We start from the raw sequence: 19,502 nt of genomic DNA, 5'->3' as shown, positions 1-19,502 counted from the left end.
GAAAAATTGTGCAGGAGTGATAGAATGACCGCCCAAAAGGATAAAAGGATCGTTATTAAGATTGGAAGCAGTTCATTAACGAGCCGACATGGAGAAATTAGCAGAAGAAAGCTTGAAAAATTAGCAGATGAAATTGTTTTACTAAAGGATGAAGGCTTTGAAGTCGTGCTAGTATCATCCGGAGCAGTTGCAGCTGGATACAGAAAGCTCGGCTGTCTTACCCGCCCGGAATCTCTTCCAGAAAAACAAGCGGCAGCGTCAATTGGTCAAGGTCTGCTTATGGAAGCTTATTCTGATTTATTTATTTCTCACGGCTATGTTGCTTCACAGATCCTTATTACGAGAAGTGATTTCTCAGATGAGGCACGTTATAACAATATGCGAAATACGATTAATGTGTTATTAGAAAGAGGAATTATTCCAATCGTTAATGAAAATGATACGGTGACGATTGACCGTTTAAAATTCGGGGATAATGATACACTTTCAGCGAAAGTTGCAGGGCTTGTTGAGGCAGATCAATTAATCATTTTATCTGATATTGATGGTCTTTATGATTCTAACCCGAGGAATAACCCAAATGCAAAGCTACTTGAAAAAGTGTATGATATTACACCTGAAATTGAAGCGGCAGCCGGGGGTGCAGGAAGTGATGTAGGCACTGGTGGAATGAAATCAAAAATAGAAGCTGTAAAAATTGCAATGGCATCAGGTACTTCTACATTTTTAGGAAAAGCAAGCACACCTAATATTATTTATTCTGCTGTCGAGAAAAAAGCAAAAGGAACATATTTCATAGTGGAAGCCGGGGCAAATAATTTGAATCAGAAAAAACAGTGGATTGCTTTTAATTCTGGTCCTAAAGGCGAATTATTCATTCATGAACAAGTAAGAACCGAGATTCATGAGAAAAAACGCAGCGTTTTACTTACAGATATTTTAGACAGCAAAGGTCAATTTGAAAAGGGCTCTGTCATTCGTGTCATTTGTAAGGACGGAGAAAAGGTTGGACTTGGAGTCATTAATTATTCAGCTGAGGAGTTAAAGAAGTTAAGCAGTTTATCGGCAAATGAAGTAAATAAAAAGGAAGTTGTTATTGATATCGAAGATTTAGTTTGTGAAATAGAATTAATGGTTCCAGTCGGAGTTTAAAAGATTACGAGGAGGAATGACATGTCTTTAACAGAGCATAAATCGACGGTTAAAAATCAAGCAATTTTAGCAAAAAAAGCGGCAAAAACAGTTGGCCTTTTATCAACAGAAGAAAAAAATGAAGCATTGCTTCTAATTGCTGATCAATTAGAGGCAGAGTATGAGACAATATTGAGGGAAAATGAACAAGATTTACAAGTTGGCCGTGAAAAAGGCTATGAAGCAGCGTTCATGGACCGACTCGCTTTATCAAAAGAAAGAGTATATGATTTTGCAGAAGGATTAAGGCAAGTAGCAAAGCTTGAAGATCCAATCGGCCATATTCTGTCAAGCTGGACACTTGAAAATGGTCTTGAAGTACAAAAAATAACTGTTCCATTAGGTGTTATTGGAATGATTTATGAAGCACGTCCAAATGTTACTGTCGATGCAACAGGTCTTGCTTTAAAATCAGGCAATGCGATCATTTTAAAAGGCGGATCATCTGCTTTAACATCAAATAAGTCGATTGTGGAAGTTATTCACCATGCATTAAACAAAACGAAAATTCCCGCAAATGCTGTACAATTTATTTCCAGTACAGATAGAGAAGCGACAAAGGAATTATTTACGTTGAAAGATTATATCGATGTTTTAATTCCAAGAGGTGGTGCGTCATTAATTAATGCCGTCGTCAATAATGCAACAGTCCCAGTTTTAGAAACGGGTGTTGGGAATTGCCATCTCTATATTGATGCGAAAGCAGATGTTGAAAAAGCAGTTAACATTCTTGTTAACGCAAAAACTGACCGTCCAGCCGTTTGTAACACAGTCGAAACGGTAATTATTCATGAAGATTGGTTTAGAAAAAATCTTCATATATTAATAAAGTTATTTAATAAATATAGTATTAAAGTGCATGGAGATACTATTGTAGTTTCTTCCATTCCCGAGGCAATAGAGGCTGAAGAAGATGATTGGGCAAATGAATATTTAAGCTTAGAAATAGCAGTGAAAACAGTCTCCTCTGTTGATGAGGCCATTGCTCATATTGAGAAATATGGAACAAAGCATTCAGAAGCGATAGTCACCGAAGATAAGGAAACAGCGCTCAAATTTATGCGCGAGGTTGATGCATCCTCTCTATATCATAATGCATCCACACGATTCACAGATGGAGGAGCTCTCGGTTTTGGTGCTGAAATTGGAATTTCTACACAAAAACTACATGCCCGAGGTCCAATGGGACTGCAAGCTCTCACGACAGTGAAGCATTTAATGAGTGGGAATGGACAAATAAGATAGAAGGGCAGACCAGCGAGTGAGCTGGTCTTTTCTGTTTTTAATTAATTAAAAGTGATATAACAAACAGCGAGGTAAGAAATCTTGCTACAGGTATTCTCCAATCAAATCTTCCATCTAAAGGTAAAAAAATAGCTGTTTATCGTCTTATTTTCAATGGAAATAATTTCACATAATGTGGATAAACTATTGGGTGAAAAGAAGAAGGAGGATCGTTTCATTTGTTTTCATTTCGTGGGGATGCACATAAACTATATAGGCAGCTGAGAAAAGCAAATTATAATTTGGCAGAAAATAAGTATCTAGTTGAGATTGCGGAGATTGAAGCATTTTATTCTGGAATAGAAAGCAGTATATTGCAGAAAATCTATTATCGAATGACTAAAGAGAAAAATGGTTCGGGAATTATTCCTATTCTTATAACATCGGGACCTTGGCTTCTATTATTATTCTCCAATCAAATTCAATCATTTCTTTTTAAAGAAGGAAGTTTTCTCTGGGTATTTTTCGTTGTCATATATATATCTATTTTAACAATTAGTGTTGTGCTTCATTTTCATGAAAAATCATGGGCTGCTGTACATATGGAGATCATTCAGGATATTCTCGAACAAAGAGGAGGAGAGAGTTAGAAAGCACTCTCCTTTTAAACAGTAATATTAAGCATAAGACAAAAATACATAGCAATAATAAAAGAAAAGCCGAATAGAAGCGCGAGCCAGGCAGATGCCTTTCTTATAAAGCTTCCTATAATTAATAATAAGAATAACAAGGCCAGCACTCCAAAAATAACACCTTGTAAGCTTAGATCAATCTGAACAGTGAATGGGGGATTAACTGTTTGACTGATTAAACTTTCAAACCATGCTGATGCACCATTTTGTAATACAGTTGCATTGACGAGATGAGGCGGAGCAAGAGTGCCCATCACACCAGTGAAAAAGAATACTAATAATAAAATAATTGTTTCTGCCTGCAGCCAGCTGATTGGATTTTTAATTGTTTTTCTTGCTAAAATTCCATTTATAAAGGCGAAAAAAATGACAGGAATGATACTTAAATGTTTTAGCAGAATCATTTGTCCATATGGAAGAGCCCATGAATTTGTATAATCTGTCGGCTTAATGACTAATCCCATTAACAGAAATCCAGTTAAGAAAGTAATAATAATGGAAATAACTGCGAATGGTGTGAACCATTGTAGAAATGGCTTGAAATTTATTTCCCCTCTTGAATTCCAAGCAATATGCAGTAAAATTCCAACCCAGCTCGTTATAAATAAAAAATGAACAGAATGGGAGAAAAGTCCAAGCAGTGGTGATAAGGAAGCACCATGGCTTGCATATCCAATTGCTATAATCATTAACAATAGGAAAAAAGCTTTTAAGTATTTGGAGCCTTCTATATAAATTGTCATCCATAAAAAAACAGCAATAAAGCTTCCGAAAAGCCAAGCATTCCCAGTTTCAAATTGTGTGATCGTCGTTACAAGCGAGATAAAAAAATCATCATATCTAGAAAAGAATAAGATAACATGCAAGACAGGGAAAAAAGTGAAAATAATAATTCCTAAAATAGCGAGCAGGAGCTGGTATTTCGGAATGATTATTTTGGGCTTCTTATGTTCTGGGATAAATTCTAAGATAATATGACCAACTAAAAATGAAAATAGTACATATGTAAAAAACTCACTAATTGGAATAATTTGATTCATTGGTTACCCTCTTTTTCGACCAAGAATAATAAAGCCAAATAAAATAATAGCAATGAGAATAGTGATAACAACAGTGATAACTATGTTTGTTGAATCGTTAGCAATATTTTCAGGAGTTACATTTTCGTTTACTACTACTGTATTTGTTTCCTCTTTTTTTTCCTTTTCTTCTTTCTCTTTCTCAACAGTGAATGGAATTTCACCAGTAAGCGGGTGTCCATCCTGTGCGATAATATTCCAGCTTATTCTGTATGAACCGTTTTCCAGCGGTTTTTCTAATTGACCAATTAATTTATTATCTTCTACAGTTACTCGCTTAAAAGGTATCTCGTTATTTTTACTCAGAAGTTCAATTGTGCTTATTTTTTCAATTTCTTCTGTGAAATTAACAGTTACCTCAAGTAAATTATTTCTTATTACTTCTCCTTCCGCTGGTGTAGAATGGGAAACTGTCGTATGTGCGGAAACGATTGTGGGAAATGACAATAGAATTAATAAAATAATAAAAATCTTTTTACTCAATTTTTCACCTCCTAATTTCTCTATCATAACAATATTTCAATGATAATTTTCTATATTTATTTAACAAATTTTTAAACAATTGTCATATGTTTTCACTGGGATTAGGTCATTCGCCCTAACAAATAGGGCAGTTGTTACATATTGTAGTAGTACAACGAAGGAGAGATATTGAGGTAACTGCACAGTTTTAGGATTTGTGTTAATAATTGTGTTATTTATTTTGCTTATTATAGGAACTGCTTTCGTTGGTTACTAACAAATAGGAGGGATTTATTAATGGGCTTTGGATATGGTGGATATGGTGGCTACGGCGGCTACGGTTGTGGTGGATATGGATATGGCGGCGGTTGTTATGGAGCAGGAAGAGGATTTGCATTAATAGTTGTTTTATTTATTCTATTAATTATCGTTGGGGCAGCTTGGTTATAATTTGATAATCTATTATAGAAAAAGATAGGGCTATTCATAAGGTACCGGCTCTTAAAATATATAGTGTTTTGATGAAATAAAATGCTATATACTTTGGATAGAGGGAGCTGGTATCTGAGAAAGCCCTATTTTCTTGAAAAGGTGGTTGATTTATGTCTTTTTTTAATAAAGTAATCGCAAGTATTGGAATTGGAACAGCAAAGGTTGATACAAAGATAAGCAGCAGCAGAGTGATACAAGGCGGAGATATTCAAGGGATTATTCAAATAAGTGGTGGTCAGACGGATCAAGAAATTGAGGGGATTAAACTACATTTAATGACCAGATACGTGTATGATGAAACAGATCATCCAATTAATTGCATTATTTATACATATAAAGTGGACGAGCAGTTTATTATTGAAAAAGAAGAAGTAAAAGAGCTTCCTTTTTCATTTCAAATTCCTTTCCATACACCGATGACAATAAAAGATCCGGATACATTAAAAAATATCCCTAGAGTTTGGATTGATACAGATTTAGATATTCGGTATGCTCTTCATTCGAGAGATTACGATCCGATCTCAATTGATCCATCAGCTGTATATGAAACGATTATTGAACTAATCGAAGGAATAGGTTTTAAAAGAAGAAACATGAAAAATATTAGTGCACCGAATCATTTTAAAACAGATCATCCTTATGTTCAGAGATTTAAATTCTTCCCTTCTTGTGAGAAATATTCAGGAAGTCTTAATAATTTAGATGTATATATGTTGCAAGAGAAGGCAGAGACAGTTGTTTATTTTGAAGCGGAGAAAAAGGCGAAGGGAGTTATTGATTCTATAAAAGAAGAACTGGATGTAGAAGAACATCATGAGAAGATAACATTATTAAATGATGATGTTATAAAAAATAGAGATGTAATAAGTGAGCAGTTTGCACACATAATAAGCCGTTTAGTATAAGGCTGCTGATTGTTCGATTAACTGTTAAATTGTAAACGTTATCTGTATAATAGTAGATGAAAAATAATAGAAAGCGGCTAATACAGATCAATGGAGGGAAAGTTGTTGGACGTAGTAAGGATTATTTCCACAGTTATTTATATACTTATTGTCCTATTTATTTTGAGACAAATACTACCTGTTAAAGGTTTAAAAAATTTAAGCAGTGATGATTTGAAACAAAGAATAAAGGAAAATAAAAATCTTGTACTAATTGATGTTCGCAGACCAGCCGAATATCGTCAAGGGCATATTCCAAATGCAGTAAACTTCCCTTTATCACAGTTAAGAAGGCATGTGAAGGAAATTCCACGTGATAAAGAAATTTTAATTTATTGCCGCAATGGGATGCGGAGCCGCCATGCGGGCCGTATTTTAAAAGGAAAGGGATTTTCTAATATTGCACAGCTGCGAGGCGGGATCGTCTGGTGGGAAGGTAAAATGGAGAAAATATCATAAATGAGAGAGCTGCTTAAAGCAGCTCCTTTATTTATTTTCTCTAATGAAAAAGAAAACACTAATAACACTGACAATAAAGCCAAAAATGGTAACGTATGTTCCAACTGACGTACTAGCCCATTGGGTTAGAAACATTCCTGCTACTAATAATGCTACTCCAATAATTAAAGCAATTTTGCTTTTTTCCATGTTGTTATCCCCCATCTCCCAATTTCCTATAAATACTTTATATCATGTTTAAATTTTGAATAGAAGGGTTTAGCTGTTTTAAAAAAGGAAATAGTATTAAATAGTCCAAAAAATAGAAGAAAAGTGGATTTTGGTCATAGGAAACAGTGTTTGAATGTCTTTATTTTTATAGGTTCATTAAAAAACGTTGCTATAGACCCACACGATTCTACATTGTTAAAATATTGTTAAAGTAGGAAGTGGAGGAAGAAAGATGGAGGAAAAATATAAAGATTTAAAATTGGGGGAAAGAGGAGCCATTATCAGTATTGCTGCATATCTTTGTTTGGCAGCTCTTAAATTGATTATCGGTTTTCTATTTCATTCAGAGGCGCTGCGTGCCGATGGTTTAAATAATACGACAGATATTTTTGCATCTATAGCTGTATTAATTGGACTTAGAATTTCTCAAAGACCACCTGATCATAATCATCGTTACGGACATTGGAAGTCAGAGAATATTGCTTCTATGGTTGCTTCCTTTATTATGATGGTTGTCGGTCTTCAAGTTCTATATCAAGCTGCAATTTCAATCTTTACTCCATCGTTAGAAGCACCGGATTTAATTGCTGCATGGACAGCCGCATTTGGCGCAGTTGTCATGTACTTTGTGTATCTTTACAATCGAAAGTTAGCAAAAAAAATTAATAGTCAATCTGTTATGGCAGCAGCAAAAGATAATCTTTCCGACGCATGGGTCAGTATAGGAACAATTATTGGAATTGTCGGTGCTCAGTTTCATCTACCGTGGCTTGATCCGCTTGCTGCATTTGTTGTCGGTATTATTATTTGTAAAACAGCATGGGGTATTTTTTCCGAAACATCTCATCATTTAACGGACGGATTTGATGAAGAGAAGCTGGAATTGTATAGAGGAACAATAGAGGAAGTATATGGTGTAAAAGGTATTAAAGATATTAAGGCAAGAAACTATGGGAATAATACAGTTGTTGATATTATTATTCTCGTCAATTCGAAGTTAGGTATCCAAGAAGCTCATGAGATTTCTTGTGATGTAGAAAAGGCATTAAGAAAAACCCATGATGTATATGATGTTCATGTTCATGTGGAACCACATTAAAAGGTGTACATTCAAATGTTGAGTGTACATCTTTTTTTATTTTTCTTAAGGAAAAGTTAAGGAGGGAATTCATAATGAGCTTATTCAAAGAAAACAAGGAGGAGGAGAATGAAACAAAGCTTAATTAAGGTATTACTTATTATAAATTTAGTTATTGGTATATGTACGGCGGCAGGAGTTGGCTACTTGGCTTATAAGCAAAATGCATGCCCTGGTTTCTCTGAAATGGGACCGGGAGGCAATGGACAGATGATACGAGCCGATGGACAAATTCAGCAAAATCAAACTCAGTGATAGAAAGGGAGAATGGAAATTGAAAAAGTGGATTATTGTTTCGATAATTGTTGTTGTAATAGGAGGAGCAACTGAGGTCTGCCTCTCTTACACGTAAATGTACGACAAACTAAAAAGGATAGAGAAAGCTTATGAAAAAGCTGCTTTCTCTATCCTTTCCTTATTTTATTTACCCTATATAAGCGATAATTCCCTCTTCATCATCGAGAACTAATTCAATCCGTGCAGAAAACGGATCGATGTTCATTTCTGCATCGAGGAAAAAGCGAATTGCTTCTATTATATTTGCAGTAATAAGCACTTGTTTTCGGTCGTTCACATATGATTCAGCTGAGAAGCCATAGTCATCATCATACATTAATTCAATTTCAACTTCCTGCGGAGTTATTTGTCTTTTAAATGCAGTATGCAGACAAAGAGCATTAATAATGTCCTGTTCCGAAAGAGTTATTTTTTCCATGTATTATAATCCTCGTCTTTTCGTTTCCGCTTTAACATTGTGAATACTTTTCTAATGATAACGATTAGGAAAATGATCGCTGCTATATTAACAAGTAAGCCGAGAATAGAACCGAGCATACCCATTCCGCTTAATAAACCGCCGAATAATAATCCTGCAAGACCCCCAAGCATTAAGCCTTTCATAAGTCCGCCTTTATTTGTTTGTTTCGTCGTATTTTTATTAAGCGAGTTTGTTTCCTGTTTCTTTTGCTGATCTTTTTTTAACTGAGGGGAGTTCGTATTATTATTTGATTTAAACGATCTTTTCCCTGATTTATACCCTTTCGCACTAACTTCAATCGGGTCTTGTTTGAAAACGAAATCGCCGACTGGTGTAAAGGCCAATGATAGTACAATTGCTGCACCGATTAATTTTTTAAACATTTGAAAACCCTCCTAGATATCTTTCTAATATTTATTATATAGTTAATACGTTCTAGATAAAAGAAAGTTTCATTTTTTATTTCCACTATTTTAATGGAAGAGTTATGAATTATTCATAATTTAACTCTCAAAGCCTGTTAAATATGGGATAAAATAAAAAAAGGTAAAAGTTGTGGAATTATGTCGAAAATATGTTAATATATTTTATAAATAGTTCTTTTGGATTATTAAAGATAATTTGGAAAAAAAGCTATTTTTATTATAAATAGCTAGTGGAGAAGACATATTTTAAGGATGGACAATAATGTGACAGATGATCTAACTAAAATAGTTGATGGAATGTTATATAATTCGTACATATTCTCTGAAGAAAGTATAAAAAATTTTAAAAATATAATGTATGAGAAAAAAGTAAAAAGAAGCTGTTTTATTTTCGAAGAAGGAGATAAAGCTGATAAGCTTTATTTTTTATACGAAGGGAAAGTAAATATTTCAAAGGTAATGACTGACGGGAAAATTATTTCATTTTTTCAGTTTAATAGATTTGATCTATTTGGTGAATATGGATATATAGAAGGAAAAAAAAACAGTTTTAGTGCAAAGGCATTGACAGACTGCAGAGTAGGGGTTATTTTTCAAAGAGATTTAGATATACTTCTTTGGCAAGATCGAAAGATTTCTTTTGAATTTATGAAGTGGTTAGCATATATGCGCCAGCTTACCGAAACCAAACTTCGCGATTTATTGTTTTTTGGGAAAAGCGGAGCACTTGCATCAACACTTATACGAATAGCAAATATGTATGGAAGAAAAGATGAAGAAGCCATTTATATTACAAAAAAATTCACAAATGGGGAAATTGCTGATCTCATCGGGGCAACGAGGGAAACTGTTAATCGAATGCTTAATCAATTAAAGAGGGAGTCCGTTATAAGAGATGAAAAGGGCTTTCTCATTATTTTAAATATAGATAAGTTAAGGAATTTGTGTCATTGCGAAGGCTGTCCAAATCATGTTTGCCGTCTATAGTAGCAGGACAGCATTTTTAAACGGTCGATAAGTTTATATTGAATTTGCATCTGAAAATAAATAAAGCGCTTTCGTTAGAGCTTCTAAATTATTGGAAAGATGAATCGACGATGCCTCATTCCAATGTAAGGAGTGGGGTTTTATATATTTTCCCGTTAACTATGACTTGGATGATAAATAAAAAAGAAATGTATACAGACTGATGCTCTTTATGAAGAGTGAGGGGAGTTCGATAAAATGAAAGATTTAGTGGAAGAAATAAAAAAGCTCGGTGGAAATATGGAAGAAACAATCGATTTTGTTTATTGGAAAGATGGAGATGGAAATTGGATAGAGGTGAATGAGTCAACAGAAAAAATATTTGAGTTAAATGGTGTTAATTATGATGGGAAGACGGCAAGTGATATTGCGCACTATGTACCAAATTTTAAAGAGTTTTTCGATACTTGCTCAATAACAGATGAACAAACTTGGAAAAATGAAAAAGTAACAAGGTTTGAGGAACACTTTACTGAGCAAAATGGTAATAAAAGAATTTTTGCTGTAACAAAAGTGCCCTTCTATAATCAGGATGGAAGTCGAAAAGCATTATTAATTATAGGAAAAGATATTACAAAAGTAACACAAAATGAAGCAATACTAGAAAAGACAATTAAAGAATTAGCAGATTTCAAATTTGCGTTAGACCAATCTTCCATCGTTGCGATTACTAATAATAAAGGTAAAATTACGAATGTTAATGATAAATTTTGCGAGATTTCTAAATATAGTAAGGAAGAGCTAATTGGAGAGGATCATCGGATTTTAAATTCTGGGCACCACCCGAAATCTTTCTTCAAAAATATGTGGAAAACGATTGGAAGCGGAAAAGTCTGGATCGGAGAAATAAAAAATAGAGCAAAGGATGGCTCTTTTTATTGGGTGAAAACAACAATTATTCCATTTGTTAACTCGAATAATATTCCTTATCAATATATTGCTATTAGACAAGATATTACAGAACAAAAAGAAATAGCAGAACAAATCTTATATAATGCTTATCATGATAATTTAACGGGACTTAGAAATCGTCATGGGTTTAGAGAAGATATAAGCGACTGGATTGAGGAAAATAGAGAAACGGGGAAAATGGCTGTCTTTTTCCTTGACTTAAATCGTTTTAAATATATAAATGATACACTTGGCCATAATGTTGGTGATCAAATTCTTAAAGCTGTATCAAACAGATTATACAATCACCTCAATGAGAAAGCAGATTTATACCGTTTTGGGGGAGACGAGTTTATTATCGTCGTTAAAAATCATTCTGTAGAAGAAGTAGAACAATTTGCAAAAGATATTATGAGTTTATTTTTAGATCCATTTTATATTGGGAAAGAAAGACATTATCTTACTTCCAGTTTTGGAGTCAGTTTATTCCCAAGGGACGGCCAAGACTTTGACACACTTATTAAAAAGGCAGATACAGCAATGTATTTGGCGAAAGAAAAAGGACATAATGCTGTTCAGTTTTATACAGTTGAAATGTCAGAAAATATGAAGAAGACGATGAAGCTGGAGAAAGCATTAAGACAGGCGATTGATCAGGAGCAATTTATTCTTTATTATCAGCCGCAGATAGATGTAAAAACACAGAAAATGATCGGAGTGGAAGCGTTAATCCGCTGGGAGCATCCGACCCTTGGAATGGTCCCGCCTAATGAATTTATTCCTTTAGCTGAAGAAACAGGCTTGATCACTCCTATTACAGAGTGGGTTTTAAGAACCGCCTGTAGACAAAGCTGTAAGTGGCAGGAAGAGGGAATTAAACCGCTTAGGATGGGAGTTAATATTTCTCCATACTTGTTTAAAGCGAATTTAGTTAATATGGTGAAACAAATTCTCGATGATACAGGACTGGACCCATCTTATTTAGAATTAGAAATAACAGAAAGCATTATGCAGGCAGCTGAAATAACGACTCCAATATTAAATCAGTTAAAGTCGCTTGGGGTAAGGCTTTCTATTGATGATTTTGGTACGGGATACTCATCGCTGGCATTTTTAAGATATTTCCCAATCGAAAGCTTGAAAATTGATCGTTCCTTTATTGATGAAATCGAGAAAGACAATGGAGTTATTGTAAAAACAATTATTGATATGGCAACCCATTTAAACTTAAATGTTGTGGCAGAAGGAATTGAGACGAAGGAGCAATTAGATTTCCTTTCTGAACTTGATTGTGATGAGGGCCAAGGATATTTATTCAGCCGTCCTTTACCAATTTCCCAAATGGATGAGTTATTGCATAAGATGAATTAATTTTTTAAGACTGGATAACTATTATCCAGTCTTTCTTCATATGCTAACGCAGCAGAAATTCTTTATTTAACTTCATTATGTTTTTATCCTAACAGCCGTTATAATAGGAAGTATCACTTTTCATATTTTATATTTATAGAAAAAGGTATAGGCAGTATAGCGAAAAAACAGAGGTGTCAAAATTGTACTCAGCTTTTGAAAAATTATCGGAAGAGAAAAGATTGTTAATTATTAATGTTTGTGTACAGGAGTTTGCACAAAATGGATATGAAAAAACATCGACAGATATAATTACAACGAAGGCAGGGATTTCAAAAGGGATCTTATTTCATTACTTTAAGAATAAAAAGAATCTCTATCTTTATATAGTTGATTATGTCGTAAAATTCTTAACAGAAAAAACATTACAGACAGTAAAGGAAGTGAAATCAACAGACTTTTTTGATCGGATAAAGGAACTTGTATTATTAAAACATCATGTAACATTTGAATATTTCCTGGAAAGTCAGCTGCTTATGAATGTTTACTCTAATCCGCCCATTGCCGTAAAAGCGGAGGTGGAACAATTATTTGCTAAGCATATAGAGAAATATGGCGGAGCCGAGATAAATGAATTATATAAGACAAGGCTATTAAATGAGGAAAGCTTAAGAGATGGAATTACAGTTGAAAAGATAACAAATATGACGTTATTAATTTTGGAGCAGTTAGTAAATAAATATATTAATCTTTATAAGCTTGGTCAATTTGATTTTCTGAAAAACCCAGAACCGCTTATTAAAGAGCTCGATGATTATATTGATATCATTAAAAATGGTGTATATAAATAAGGATTTTAATAATTAATATTTAATTAATTTTAGCTCATTTGACTGTTGGAAAATGGATTCTCTTTAAGAGCGAATGAATTATCCGATTTTTAAATTGTATATTATATTTTTTAGAAAATGACAGGGAATTATGAGGAATGACATAGGCAATTATGCACAGGTAATTAATTAAATGGAAAATTAACCTAAAAGTACCTTGTATTAATATACATATATGGTAATATTGCAACTATATTTCTAGTTAGAATTAGAAGAACGGAGGTTTAGCATGAGAACTGTAAAGCAAGTACTTTTTATTGCTTTAATTGTTTTATTATCGGCTATATTATTCGCTTGTGGCTCGAATGAAACTGGAAATGATCAAAAGCCTGGAAATGAAAATAAAAACAAATTAAAAGCTGATGAAAAGGCAGAAGACGAGGAGGAAAAGCTCCCGTTTGCATCAACAGCTGAAGAAATTTTGAAAGAAAAACCAGGACAATATTCAGGAAATAAATATAATAAAGCAATCATTCATCGGACACTAGACGAGGAAAATTTTCTAGAGAAAGACAGCTTTGAAATTTATAATACTCTTTTAACATATATTCGTGAAGGAGAAAATTATAAACAGCATTACGATTTTTTTGAAGAGTTTAATCCGTCCATTGAAACACCGGTATCAGAAATGCCTGGCGGAATGAAACTTGAAGAAAATGGTGAGGTTGGGCTAAACACGAATATTGCTATATTGCTTGATGCAAGCGGCAGTATGGCACAGAAAATCGGCGGGAAAACAAAGATGGAGCTTGCAAAAGAAGCAATCAATGAGTTTGTTGCGACGATGCCGGAAGAAGCAAATGTCATGCTGCGTGTATATGGTCATAAAGGAAGCAATGATGATGGGGATAAAGAGCTGTCATGCGGGGCGACGGAAGTTATGTATGATCTGAAGCCTTATAATGAAACAGAGTTTAGATCCTCTTTAGAAAGCTTTGAGCCTAAAGGATGGACACCGATTGCAAAGGCGATTCAGGAAACGAAAACCGATTTTGAAAAGGGAAATGAAGGAAGCAATATTATTTATGTTGTAAGCGATGGAATTGAAACATGTGATGGAGATCCTGTTCAGGCAGCAAAGGAACTCCATGATTCAAATATAAAAGCAGTCATTAATATTATCGGATTTGATGTTGACAGCGATGGACAGAAGCAATTGTTTGATGTTGCTGAGGCTGGTGGCGGACAATATAAAACAGTTAGCAATGCTGCAGATTTTAAAAAGCTTTGGGAAAGTGAAAGACGCCGTTTGTTTAATGAATGGTGGAATTGGAGCAACTCTAACTGGAGTAAAGTATGGAATGAACAAACAAAGAAATCAAACGAAATTTATAAGGAAAAATCAAAGTTTAACAGCTTAATCTATGATGAAAAATCTCGATTAAATGAGGCAGCATACTATTTACAGCAAAAAGAGCAAATGAGCTATGAGACAAGACAAGAAGTCGATAGTTTAATTAAGCAGCGTTATGACATTTTAGATACATATTTATCAGATAAATCTGATGAATTAAGGAAGACACTTGAAGAGGAAAGTGCAGAATTAAAAGAGGCTATTAAAACAAAAGGCGAGGAAATGAAAAAGAAGTATGGAGATTGATGAAAAAGAGGATGTCTAAAAGGCGACCCCTTCCAGACATCCTCCTGAAAGGCCCCTTTAGGAGAATCCAGTAAAATTAAGGATTTTGTGAAGGGGCCTTTCAGCTTTTCAAACTTATTAGGGACTTATCGGACAGCTCCTTTTAGTAACGCCATTTTCTTATAATTGTACCGAATAAAATTAAAAGCAGTCCAGCCGTTATATATAAGCCAAAAGGAGATGCTGTATCGGGGAGTCGATTATTTTGTTTATTCGTCAGCCCACGTGTAAAATCATCAGCATTTGCAACATTTTGACCAAGTTCCATTAGGAAATCAGAGTTCAGCATATTTTCAGATAAGAGTACATCTAATAAAAATTTCCCTTCTGTACTATATAACTGAATTAATAGGTCATTTCCGTAAGGTTCCTTCATATTGAGTAATTCGCTGAATGAGATAGCTGTTTGTTTCCCATTTTTATCGACTAAGAAAAACTTTGTTTCCAAATGGAAAGCTTTCATCGTATCCTGTAAAATAGAAACTAATTCATCCTGTTGTGCCTGTGTTAATTCTGTTATATCTTCTATATTTAAAAAGGAGTCTAATCTTGAGGTAATTGCCTCCATCTCTCGTTCAAGGGTTGCTTCATCAAGTGCCGTAAAGTGGTTTACTAACCTTTCAATTTCCTCTTCAGTAAGACCAATCATAGAAAGAAATTCATTATATTCTTCCATATTTTCATCATAGTTTAAATAAAAATCCATCGTTTCTTCCACTTCTTCGATGAAAAAATAATTTTCAAGAGAATCATCAAATTCTGAGAATAAATCGTTAACATCTTGTCGGCTCATTTGATAATCAGAAAATAAAGCATTGAGCCCGCTTTCTGTAATTGGGGTACCTAATTCATTTTTAAGATCATCAATTGTTGCATAATCCTCTAAACTTACTTCATAAAAATCAAGATATCTTTGCAGGTCATTATTCGTCCAGCCAATCTCTTGTAATAATTTATTTACTTCAACTGATGAGGGGGCAGCAGAAACTTCGTACTGAAATAAAATGAGTAATAGTAATATAGAACAAATTAATTTCTTCATTTACAACACTCCCAAATAATTCTTATAAAGTTATTATTTGTTGATAAATTTAATTTATACTTGGGAGTTTAATTACAAGAAGGAGGCTGCCATAGTGGACAGCCTCTTCCTTATTATTTATAAATCTCAGAACCTGTACTTACAAATTCCTCTGATTTTTCTTTCATACCTTCTAAAATAACATCTTGCTCTGATGTTCCTTTTTGTCTAGCGATCTCACGAATATCATGAGAAATTCTCATAGAACAGAATTTAGGACCACACATAGAACAGAAGTGAGCAGTTTTTGCTCCTTCAGCAGGTAACGTTTCATCATGATATTCTCTTGCTCTTTCAGGATCAAGAGATAAGTTGAATTGGTCTTCCCAGCGGAATTCGAAACGAGCTTTTGATAATGCATCGTCACGAATTTGTGCCCCAGGATGTCCTTTTGCAAGGTCTGCAGCGTGTGCTGCAATTTTATATGCGATAACCCCTTCACGAACATCGTCTTTATTTGGAAGTCCTAAATGCTCTTTCGGTGTAACGTAACAAAGCATTGCTGTACCGAACCAGCCGATCATTGCTGCACCGATTGCCGATGTAATATGGTCATAACCGGGTGCGATATCTGTCGTTAAGGGTCCAAGCGTATAGAATGGTGCGTCGTGACAGATTTCTCTTTCTTTATCAACGTTTTCCTTAATTAAGTGCATTGGAACGTGACCAGGTCCTTCGATCATTACTTGAACATCATATTCCCAAGCAATCTTCGTTAATTCACCTAATGTTTCAAGCTCAGCGAATTGTGCTTCATCGTTCGCATCAGCGATTGATCCAGGACGAAGACCGTCACCAAGTGAAATAGAAATATCATATTTATTTAAAATTTCACAGATTTCTCTGAAATGTGTATAAAGGAAGTTCTCTTCATGATGAGCAAGACACCATTGAGCTAAAATTGATCCACCGCGAGAAACGATACCAGTAGTACGTTGAATTGTTAAATGGATATAGCGTAATAGAACACCGGCATGAATGGTGAAGTAATCAACACCTTGTTCAGCTTGCTCAATTAATGTATCACGGTATACTTCCCAAGTTAAGTCTTCTGCAATACCGTTTACTTTTTCTAATGCTTGATAAATTGGAACAGTTCCAACTGGTACTGGTGAGTTACGGATGATCCACTCACGAGTTGTATGTATGTCTTTACCTGTTGATAAATCCATTATGTTATCTGCGCCCCAGCGTGTTGCCCATGTCATTTTTTCTACTTCTTCTTCAATAGAAGATGTTACTGCTGAGTTTCCGATGTTTGCATTTACTTTCACAAGGAAGTTACGGCCGATAATCATTGGCTCACTTTCAGGGTGATTAATATTTGCAGGAATAATAGCACGGCCGCTGGCAATTTCTGAACGGACAAATTCTGCGTCTAAGTTTTCACGAATTGCGATAAATTCCATCTCAGGAGTAATGATGCCTTTTCGAGCATAGTGAAGCTGTGTTACAATTTTTCCTTCTTTTGCACGAAGAGGGCGAATATGATCTGTGTTAAAAACTTCAAGTTTTTTACGTTTTTCTTCTGAACGATAGCCATCGTCCTCCGGTTTAATAGTACGGCCTACGTACTCTTCCACATCATTTCTTTCTTTGATCCAATTTTCTCTTACTCTAGGTAGCCCTTTGCGAATATCCACTTGGTGGTTCGGGTCCGTATATGGACCACTTGTATCATACACACCAACTGGTGCATTATATTCATCACCAGATTCACGCTTTGTTTCGCTAAGAGTAATTTCTCTTACAGGTACTTTAATATCTTCTCGTGAACCTTGAATATAAGTTTTTGAGCTTCCTGTGAATTGTTTTTTGAAATCGATTTGCATTTTGTAAAGTCCTCCTATTAATCGTTATTTTGATCAAATAGAGAACCAGCAGCGGGTAAAATAAAAAACGGGTTCTGTATATATACAGAACCCGATTGAATGTAAGAACAGAAAAGCTAATAGCAAAAAAAAGCTTTACGTCTGTTGCTACTTCCCTACGCTGGTATCATCCAGATCAGGTTCAAAGGGTCTAGAAACTTAAAACAGTTCCATTCTCAGTCCAAATTATTGGACCCCCCTAGTAGAAATTGAGATATTTAGTTTACGAGTCTTAATATAGCATATAAAGATATAAATGGAAGTTTATTTCGTTGAAAAACTATAAAATGATTCAAAAGTCCTATTTATTTTCTCTTTTCTAGTTTCTTTCTAACACAATATAGCCATTTACACCTGTTGATTGTTCAAATTGTATTTTGAAGCCGTTATTTAATAGACATTTTAATACTGGTTTAAGTTTTGCCCCATTAAAAATTTGATGAGTGCAAGGTCTCACCTCACCGATAATAGTGAATTTAAAAATTCTTTTCGGTGAGTTAGGTTGCAAAGGATTTTTTTTCCAATAAAGGAAGATAACATCGGATTGTCTAGGGATTGTTACCATAGAATTCATCACCTCCAATCTATAAAGATCTTTTATATTTTATGTAGTGGCAGTTAAAATGTTTGGTCTAATGCTAGTAAATATAAAAATAAATAGATTTTCACTATTTGTTCATAAATTTTTAATAATTCGGTTAGCAAATCTTTACATTCTGTTAATTTTCTACTTACAATTTTAGGGTAGATTATAGAGAGTAAATATTATTAATGGAGATGATGCATCTTGAGCAGCATGATAAAAATTGCTCTTGAAGAGCAAAGAAAATATTACTCTCAAAAACTATTGGCAATTGGGGTATACAATTTAGAAATAATGGAACAAATGACTCTCTCAGAACTGAAAAATGAGTACAAATATTTCTACCATAACGTCCCAGAAATAAAGAGACAGAAAAAAATGGGTGATTTCAGCATTTAATCTATTTACTCACTGATGATCCACTTTCTGAAGCAGAAAATCCCCTAAAAAAGTATCCACTTTAGCTATCAGATAGAATTAATATTATCTATCTGATTATACCTTTAAAGAAAAAAACAATTTTAGAGACATTTGATGAAAATCCTTCTAATTTTAGTAGAATAATAGTAAAATTAAAAATATAAGGGACATAAGGATTATTATTATAGTGGTAAAGGGCGAGAAGAATGAGGTCATATACAGAGGAAGAATTACAGAATGCATTAAATTTGTTCAAAACTTTTGCAAGGGCTTTCAAAAGCATATCTGAACACTCTATTCGGGATAGCAAGGAGCATGGATTTAATCCAACAGAGTTTGCTGTACTAGAACTTTTATTTACAAAAGGCCCGCAAAAGCTTCAGCAAATTGGTTCGAGACTTTTACTCGTAAGTGGGAATGTAACATATGTTATTGATAAATTAGAGAAAAATGAATTTATTTATCGGGAGCAGGATCCGAAAGATAAGCGGTCAGTTTATGCAAAATTAACGGAGAAAGGCCAGCAATATTTGAGCGAAATTTATCCAATTCATGCAGTTCGAATCGCTAGGGCTTTCTCAGGATTAACAGCTGAAGAACAAGAAGAATTAATGAAGTTATTGAAAAAAGCAGGTGTTCATAGCCAGCATTTACTTTTTCGCTAATTAGTCTGATCAT

At 34.2% G+C, this 19,502-nt stretch carries 21 protein-coding genes, 2 pseudogenes and 1 riboswitch; of the genes and pseudogenes, 15 read left to right on the top strand and 8 right to left on the bottom strand.

What is annotated here, in order from left to right; all coding sequences use genetic code 11:
* The first annotated feature begins 24 nt into the window (after positions 1-24).
* The 3 genes from proB to BFA01S_RS03485 all read left to right on the top strand — a co-directional run bounded on the left by proB (position 25) and on the right by BFA01S_RS03485 (position 3,065).
* Positions 25-1,152 (top strand): glutamate 5-kinase, encoded by a 1,128-nt coding sequence (gene proB, locus BFA01S_RS03495; RefSeq protein WP_066225802.1) that lies wholly within the window; start codon positions 25-27, stop codon positions 1,150-1,152.
* A 21-nt stretch (positions 1,153-1,173) separates the two neighbouring features.
* Entirely contained in the window at positions 1,174-2,436 is a 1,263-nt protein-coding gene (locus BFA01S_RS03490; RefSeq protein ID WP_066225799.1) for a glutamate-5-semialdehyde dehydrogenase, read from the top strand.
* Between the two features lie 218 nt (positions 2,437-2,654).
* Complete coding sequence (locus tag BFA01S_RS03485) at positions 2,655-3,065, top strand: hypothetical protein (RefSeq protein WP_066225796.1); 411 nt, start codon at positions 2,655-2,657, stop codon at positions 3,063-3,065.
* 14 nt (positions 3,066-3,079) lie between these two features.
* On the opposite strand, the gene BFA01S_RS03480 is transcribed toward BFA01S_RS03485, so the two are convergent.
* Entirely contained in the window at positions 3,080-4,147 is a 1,068-nt protein-coding gene (locus BFA01S_RS03480; protein ID WP_066225793.1) for a copper resistance D family protein, read from the bottom strand.
* 3 nt (positions 4,148-4,150) lie between these two features.
* A complete protein-coding gene (locus BFA01S_RS03475; RefSeq protein ID WP_066225790.1) occupies positions 4,151-4,669 on the bottom strand; it encodes a copper resistance CopC family protein in 519 nt (172 codons plus the stop codon).
* A gap of 190 nt (positions 4,670-4,859) precedes the next feature.
* Here BFA01S_RS03475 and BFA01S_RS21705 point away from each other — a divergent pair.
* The 4 genes and pseudogenes from BFA01S_RS21705 to BFA01S_RS03460 form a co-directional block, all read left to right on the top strand.
* A pseudogene (locus BFA01S_RS21705) lies at positions 4,860-4,925 on the top strand (YjcZ family sporulation protein); the annotation flags it as partial.
* A 101-nt stretch (positions 4,926-5,026) separates the two neighbouring features.
* Positions 5,027-5,098: pseudogene (locus BFA01S_RS23145) on the top strand (YjcZ family sporulation protein); the annotation flags it as partial.
* A 152-nt stretch (positions 5,099-5,250) separates the two neighbouring features.
* Positions 5,251-6,045 carry a sporulation protein gene (locus BFA01S_RS03465; protein ID WP_066225783.1) on the top strand — a complete coding sequence of 265 codons (795 nt, stop codon included), beginning with the start codon at positions 5,251-5,253 and terminating at the stop codon, positions 6,043-6,045.
* A 105-nt stretch (positions 6,046-6,150) separates the two neighbouring features.
* A complete protein-coding gene (locus BFA01S_RS03460; protein WP_066225777.1) occupies positions 6,151-6,543 on the top strand; it encodes a rhodanese-like domain-containing protein in 393 nt (130 codons plus the stop codon).
* 27 nt (positions 6,544-6,570) lie between these two features.
* Here the strand turns inward: BFA01S_RS03460 and BFA01S_RS22230 are convergent, their stop codons facing one another.
* Positions 6,571-6,732, bottom strand: a complete 162-nt coding sequence (locus BFA01S_RS22230; RefSeq protein WP_156483518.1) for a hypothetical protein — start codon at positions 6,730-6,732, stop codon at positions 6,571-6,573.
* A gap of 253 nt (positions 6,733-6,985) precedes the next feature.
* On the opposite strand from BFA01S_RS22230, the gene BFA01S_RS03455 reads away from it, so the two are divergent.
* Together BFA01S_RS03455 and BFA01S_RS03450 are read left to right on the top strand one after the other, a co-directional pair.
* Complete coding sequence (locus tag BFA01S_RS03455; protein WP_066225774.1) at positions 6,986-7,852, top strand: cation diffusion facilitator family transporter; 867 nt, start codon at positions 6,986-6,988, stop codon at positions 7,850-7,852.
* 108 nt (positions 7,853-7,960) lie between these two features.
* Positions 7,961-8,146, top strand: coding sequence for a hypothetical protein (locus tag BFA01S_RS03450; protein ID WP_066225771.1), 186 nt, complete (start codon positions 7,961-7,963; stop codon positions 8,144-8,146).
* 169 nt (positions 8,147-8,315) lie between these two features.
* Here BFA01S_RS03450 and BFA01S_RS03445 read toward each other — a convergent pair whose 3' ends face one another.
* Both BFA01S_RS03445 and BFA01S_RS03440 read right to left on the bottom strand, forming a co-directional pair.
* Positions 8,316-8,606 carry a YxcD family protein gene (locus BFA01S_RS03445; protein ID WP_066225768.1) on the bottom strand — a complete coding sequence of 97 codons (291 nt, stop codon included), beginning with the start codon at positions 8,604-8,606 and terminating at the stop codon, positions 8,316-8,318.
* Positions 8,594-9,031 (bottom strand): hypothetical protein, encoded by a 438-nt coding sequence (locus tag BFA01S_RS03440; protein ID WP_066225766.1) that lies wholly within the window; start codon positions 9,029-9,031, stop codon positions 8,594-8,596. The genes BFA01S_RS03445 and BFA01S_RS03440 overlap by 13 nt, the downstream gene beginning before the upstream one ends.
* A 396-nt stretch (positions 9,032-9,427) precedes the next feature.
* Here BFA01S_RS03440 and BFA01S_RS03435 point away from each other — a divergent pair, with 396 nt between their 5' ends.
* The 4 genes from BFA01S_RS03435 to BFA01S_RS03420 all read left to right on the top strand — a co-directional run bounded on the left by BFA01S_RS03435 (position 9,428) and on the right by BFA01S_RS03420 (position 14,830).
* A complete protein-coding gene (locus tag BFA01S_RS03435) occupies positions 9,428-10,060 on the top strand; it encodes a Crp/Fnr family transcriptional regulator (RefSeq protein ID WP_169800428.1) in 633 nt (210 codons plus the stop codon).
* 237 nt (positions 10,061-10,297) lie between these two features.
* The gene (locus BFA01S_RS03430; RefSeq protein ID WP_066225761.1) at positions 10,298-12,361 is read left to right on the top strand and encodes a bifunctional diguanylate cyclase/phosphodiesterase; all 2,064 of its coding nucleotides are present in this window, start codon (positions 10,298-10,300) and stop codon (positions 12,359-12,361) included.
* A 173-nt stretch (positions 12,362-12,534) separates the two neighbouring features.
* Complete coding sequence (locus BFA01S_RS03425; RefSeq protein ID WP_235842956.1) at positions 12,535-13,191, top strand: TetR/AcrR family transcriptional regulator; 657 nt, start codon at positions 12,535-12,537, stop codon at positions 13,189-13,191.
* Positions 13,192-13,459: 268 nt separating this feature from the next.
* Complete coding sequence (locus tag BFA01S_RS03420; protein ID WP_066225756.1) at positions 13,460-14,830, top strand: VWA domain-containing protein; 1,371 nt, start codon at positions 13,460-13,462, stop codon at positions 14,828-14,830.
* A gap of 142 nt (positions 14,831-14,972) precedes the next feature.
* Here the strand turns inward: BFA01S_RS03420 and BFA01S_RS03415 are convergent, their stop codons facing one another.
* The 3 genes from BFA01S_RS03415 to BFA01S_RS03405 all read right to left on the bottom strand — a co-directional run bounded on the left by BFA01S_RS03415 (position 14,973) and on the right by BFA01S_RS03405 (position 18,386).
* Positions 14,973-15,911: a processed acidic surface protein gene (locus tag BFA01S_RS03415; RefSeq protein ID WP_066225754.1), complete on the bottom strand. Its 939-nt coding sequence runs from the start codon at positions 15,909-15,911 to the stop codon at positions 14,973-14,975.
* Between the two features lie 113 nt (positions 15,912-16,024).
* Entirely contained in the window at positions 16,025-17,782 is a 1,758-nt protein-coding gene (gene thiC, locus BFA01S_RS03410; protein WP_066225752.1) for a phosphomethylpyrimidine synthase ThiC, read from the bottom strand.
* 135 nt (positions 17,783-17,917) lie between these two features.
* A riboswitch (TPP riboswitch) is annotated at positions 17,918-18,032 on the bottom strand.
* A gap of 108 nt (positions 18,033-18,140) precedes the next feature.
* Positions 18,141-18,386 carry a hypothetical protein gene (locus BFA01S_RS03405; protein WP_066225750.1) on the bottom strand — a complete coding sequence of 82 codons (246 nt, stop codon included), beginning with the start codon at positions 18,384-18,386 and terminating at the stop codon, positions 18,141-18,143.
* Between the two features lie 231 nt (positions 18,387-18,617).
* On the opposite strand from BFA01S_RS03405, the gene BFA01S_RS03400 reads away from it, so the two are divergent.
* Together BFA01S_RS03400 and BFA01S_RS03395 are read left to right on the top strand one after the other, a co-directional pair.
* Positions 18,618-18,803: a stress protein gene (locus BFA01S_RS03400; RefSeq protein ID WP_412758821.1), complete on the top strand. Its 186-nt coding sequence runs from the start codon at positions 18,618-18,620 to the stop codon at positions 18,801-18,803.
* A gap of 227 nt (positions 18,804-19,030) precedes the next feature.
* Positions 19,031-19,489 (top strand): MarR family winged helix-turn-helix transcriptional regulator, encoded by a 459-nt coding sequence (locus tag BFA01S_RS03395; RefSeq protein WP_066225746.1) that lies wholly within the window; start codon positions 19,031-19,033, stop codon positions 19,487-19,489.
* The last annotated feature ends 13 nt before the right edge of the window (positions 19,490-19,502 follow it).

The organism is Metabacillus fastidiosus NBRC 101226 (assembly GCF_001591625.1).
GTDB classification, from domain to species: Bacteria; Bacillota; Bacilli; order Bacillales; family Bacillaceae; genus Metabacillus; species Metabacillus fastidiosus.
Note: the sequence above shows the minus strand (reverse complement) of the source record. Positions and strands in the feature narration are given on the sequence as shown.

Bases quoted from the DNA above. Each gene is read 5' to 3' on its own strand.
- proB (WP_066225802.1), top strand. From the start codon at position 25: ATGACCGCCCAAAAGGATAAAAGGATCGTTATTAAGATTGGAAGCAGT.
- BFA01S_RS03490 (WP_066225799.1), top strand. From the start codon at position 1,174: ATGTCTTTAACAGAGCATAAATCGACGGTTAAAAATCAAGCAATTTTA.
- BFA01S_RS03480 (WP_066225793.1), bottom strand. From the start codon at position 4,147: ATGAATCAAATTATTCCAATTAGTGAGTTTTTTACATATGTACTATTT.
- BFA01S_RS03465 (WP_066225783.1), top strand. From the start codon at position 5,251: ATGTCTTTTTTTAATAAAGTAATCGCAAGTATTGGAATTGGAACAGCA.
- BFA01S_RS22230 (WP_156483518.1), bottom strand. From the start codon at position 6,732: ATGGAAAAAAGCAAAATTGCTTTAATTATTGGAGTAGCATTATTAGTA.
- BFA01S_RS03455 (WP_066225774.1), top strand. From the start codon at position 6,986: ATGGAGGAAAAATATAAAGATTTAAAATTGGGGGAAAGAGGAGCCATT.
- BFA01S_RS03450 (WP_066225771.1), top strand. From the start codon at position 7,961: ATGAAACAAAGCTTAATTAAGGTATTACTTATTATAAATTTAGTTATT.
- BFA01S_RS03445 (WP_066225768.1), bottom strand. From the start codon at position 8,606: ATGGAAAAAATAACTCTTTCGGAACAGGACATTATTAATGCTCTTTGT.
- BFA01S_RS03440 (WP_066225766.1), bottom strand. From the start codon at position 9,031: ATGTTTAAAAAATTAATCGGTGCAGCAATTGTACTATCATTGGCCTTT.
- BFA01S_RS03435 (WP_169800428.1), top strand. From the start codon at position 9,428: ATGTATGAGAAAAAAGTAAAAAGAAGCTGTTTTATTTTCGAAGAAGGA.
- BFA01S_RS03430 (WP_066225761.1), top strand. From the start codon at position 10,298: ATGAAAGATTTAGTGGAAGAAATAAAAAAGCTCGGTGGAAATATGGAA.
- BFA01S_RS03420 (WP_066225756.1), top strand. From the start codon at position 13,460: ATGAGAACTGTAAAGCAAGTACTTTTTATTGCTTTAATTGTTTTATTA.
- BFA01S_RS03415 (WP_066225754.1), bottom strand. From the start codon at position 15,911: ATGAAGAAATTAATTTGTTCTATATTACTATTACTCATTTTATTTCAG.
- thiC (WP_066225752.1), bottom strand. From the start codon at position 17,782: ATGCAAATCGATTTCAAAAAACAATTCACAGGAAGCTCAAAAACTTAT.
- BFA01S_RS03405 (WP_066225750.1), bottom strand. From the start codon at position 18,386: ATGGTAACAATCCCTAGACAATCCGATGTTATCTTCCTTTATTGGAAA.
- BFA01S_RS03400 (WP_412758821.1), top strand. From the start codon at position 18,618: ATGATAAAAATTGCTCTTGAAGAGCAAAGAAAATATTACTCTCAAAAA.
- BFA01S_RS03395 (WP_066225746.1), top strand. From the start codon at position 19,031: ATGAGGTCATATACAGAGGAAGAATTACAGAATGCATTAAATTTGTTC.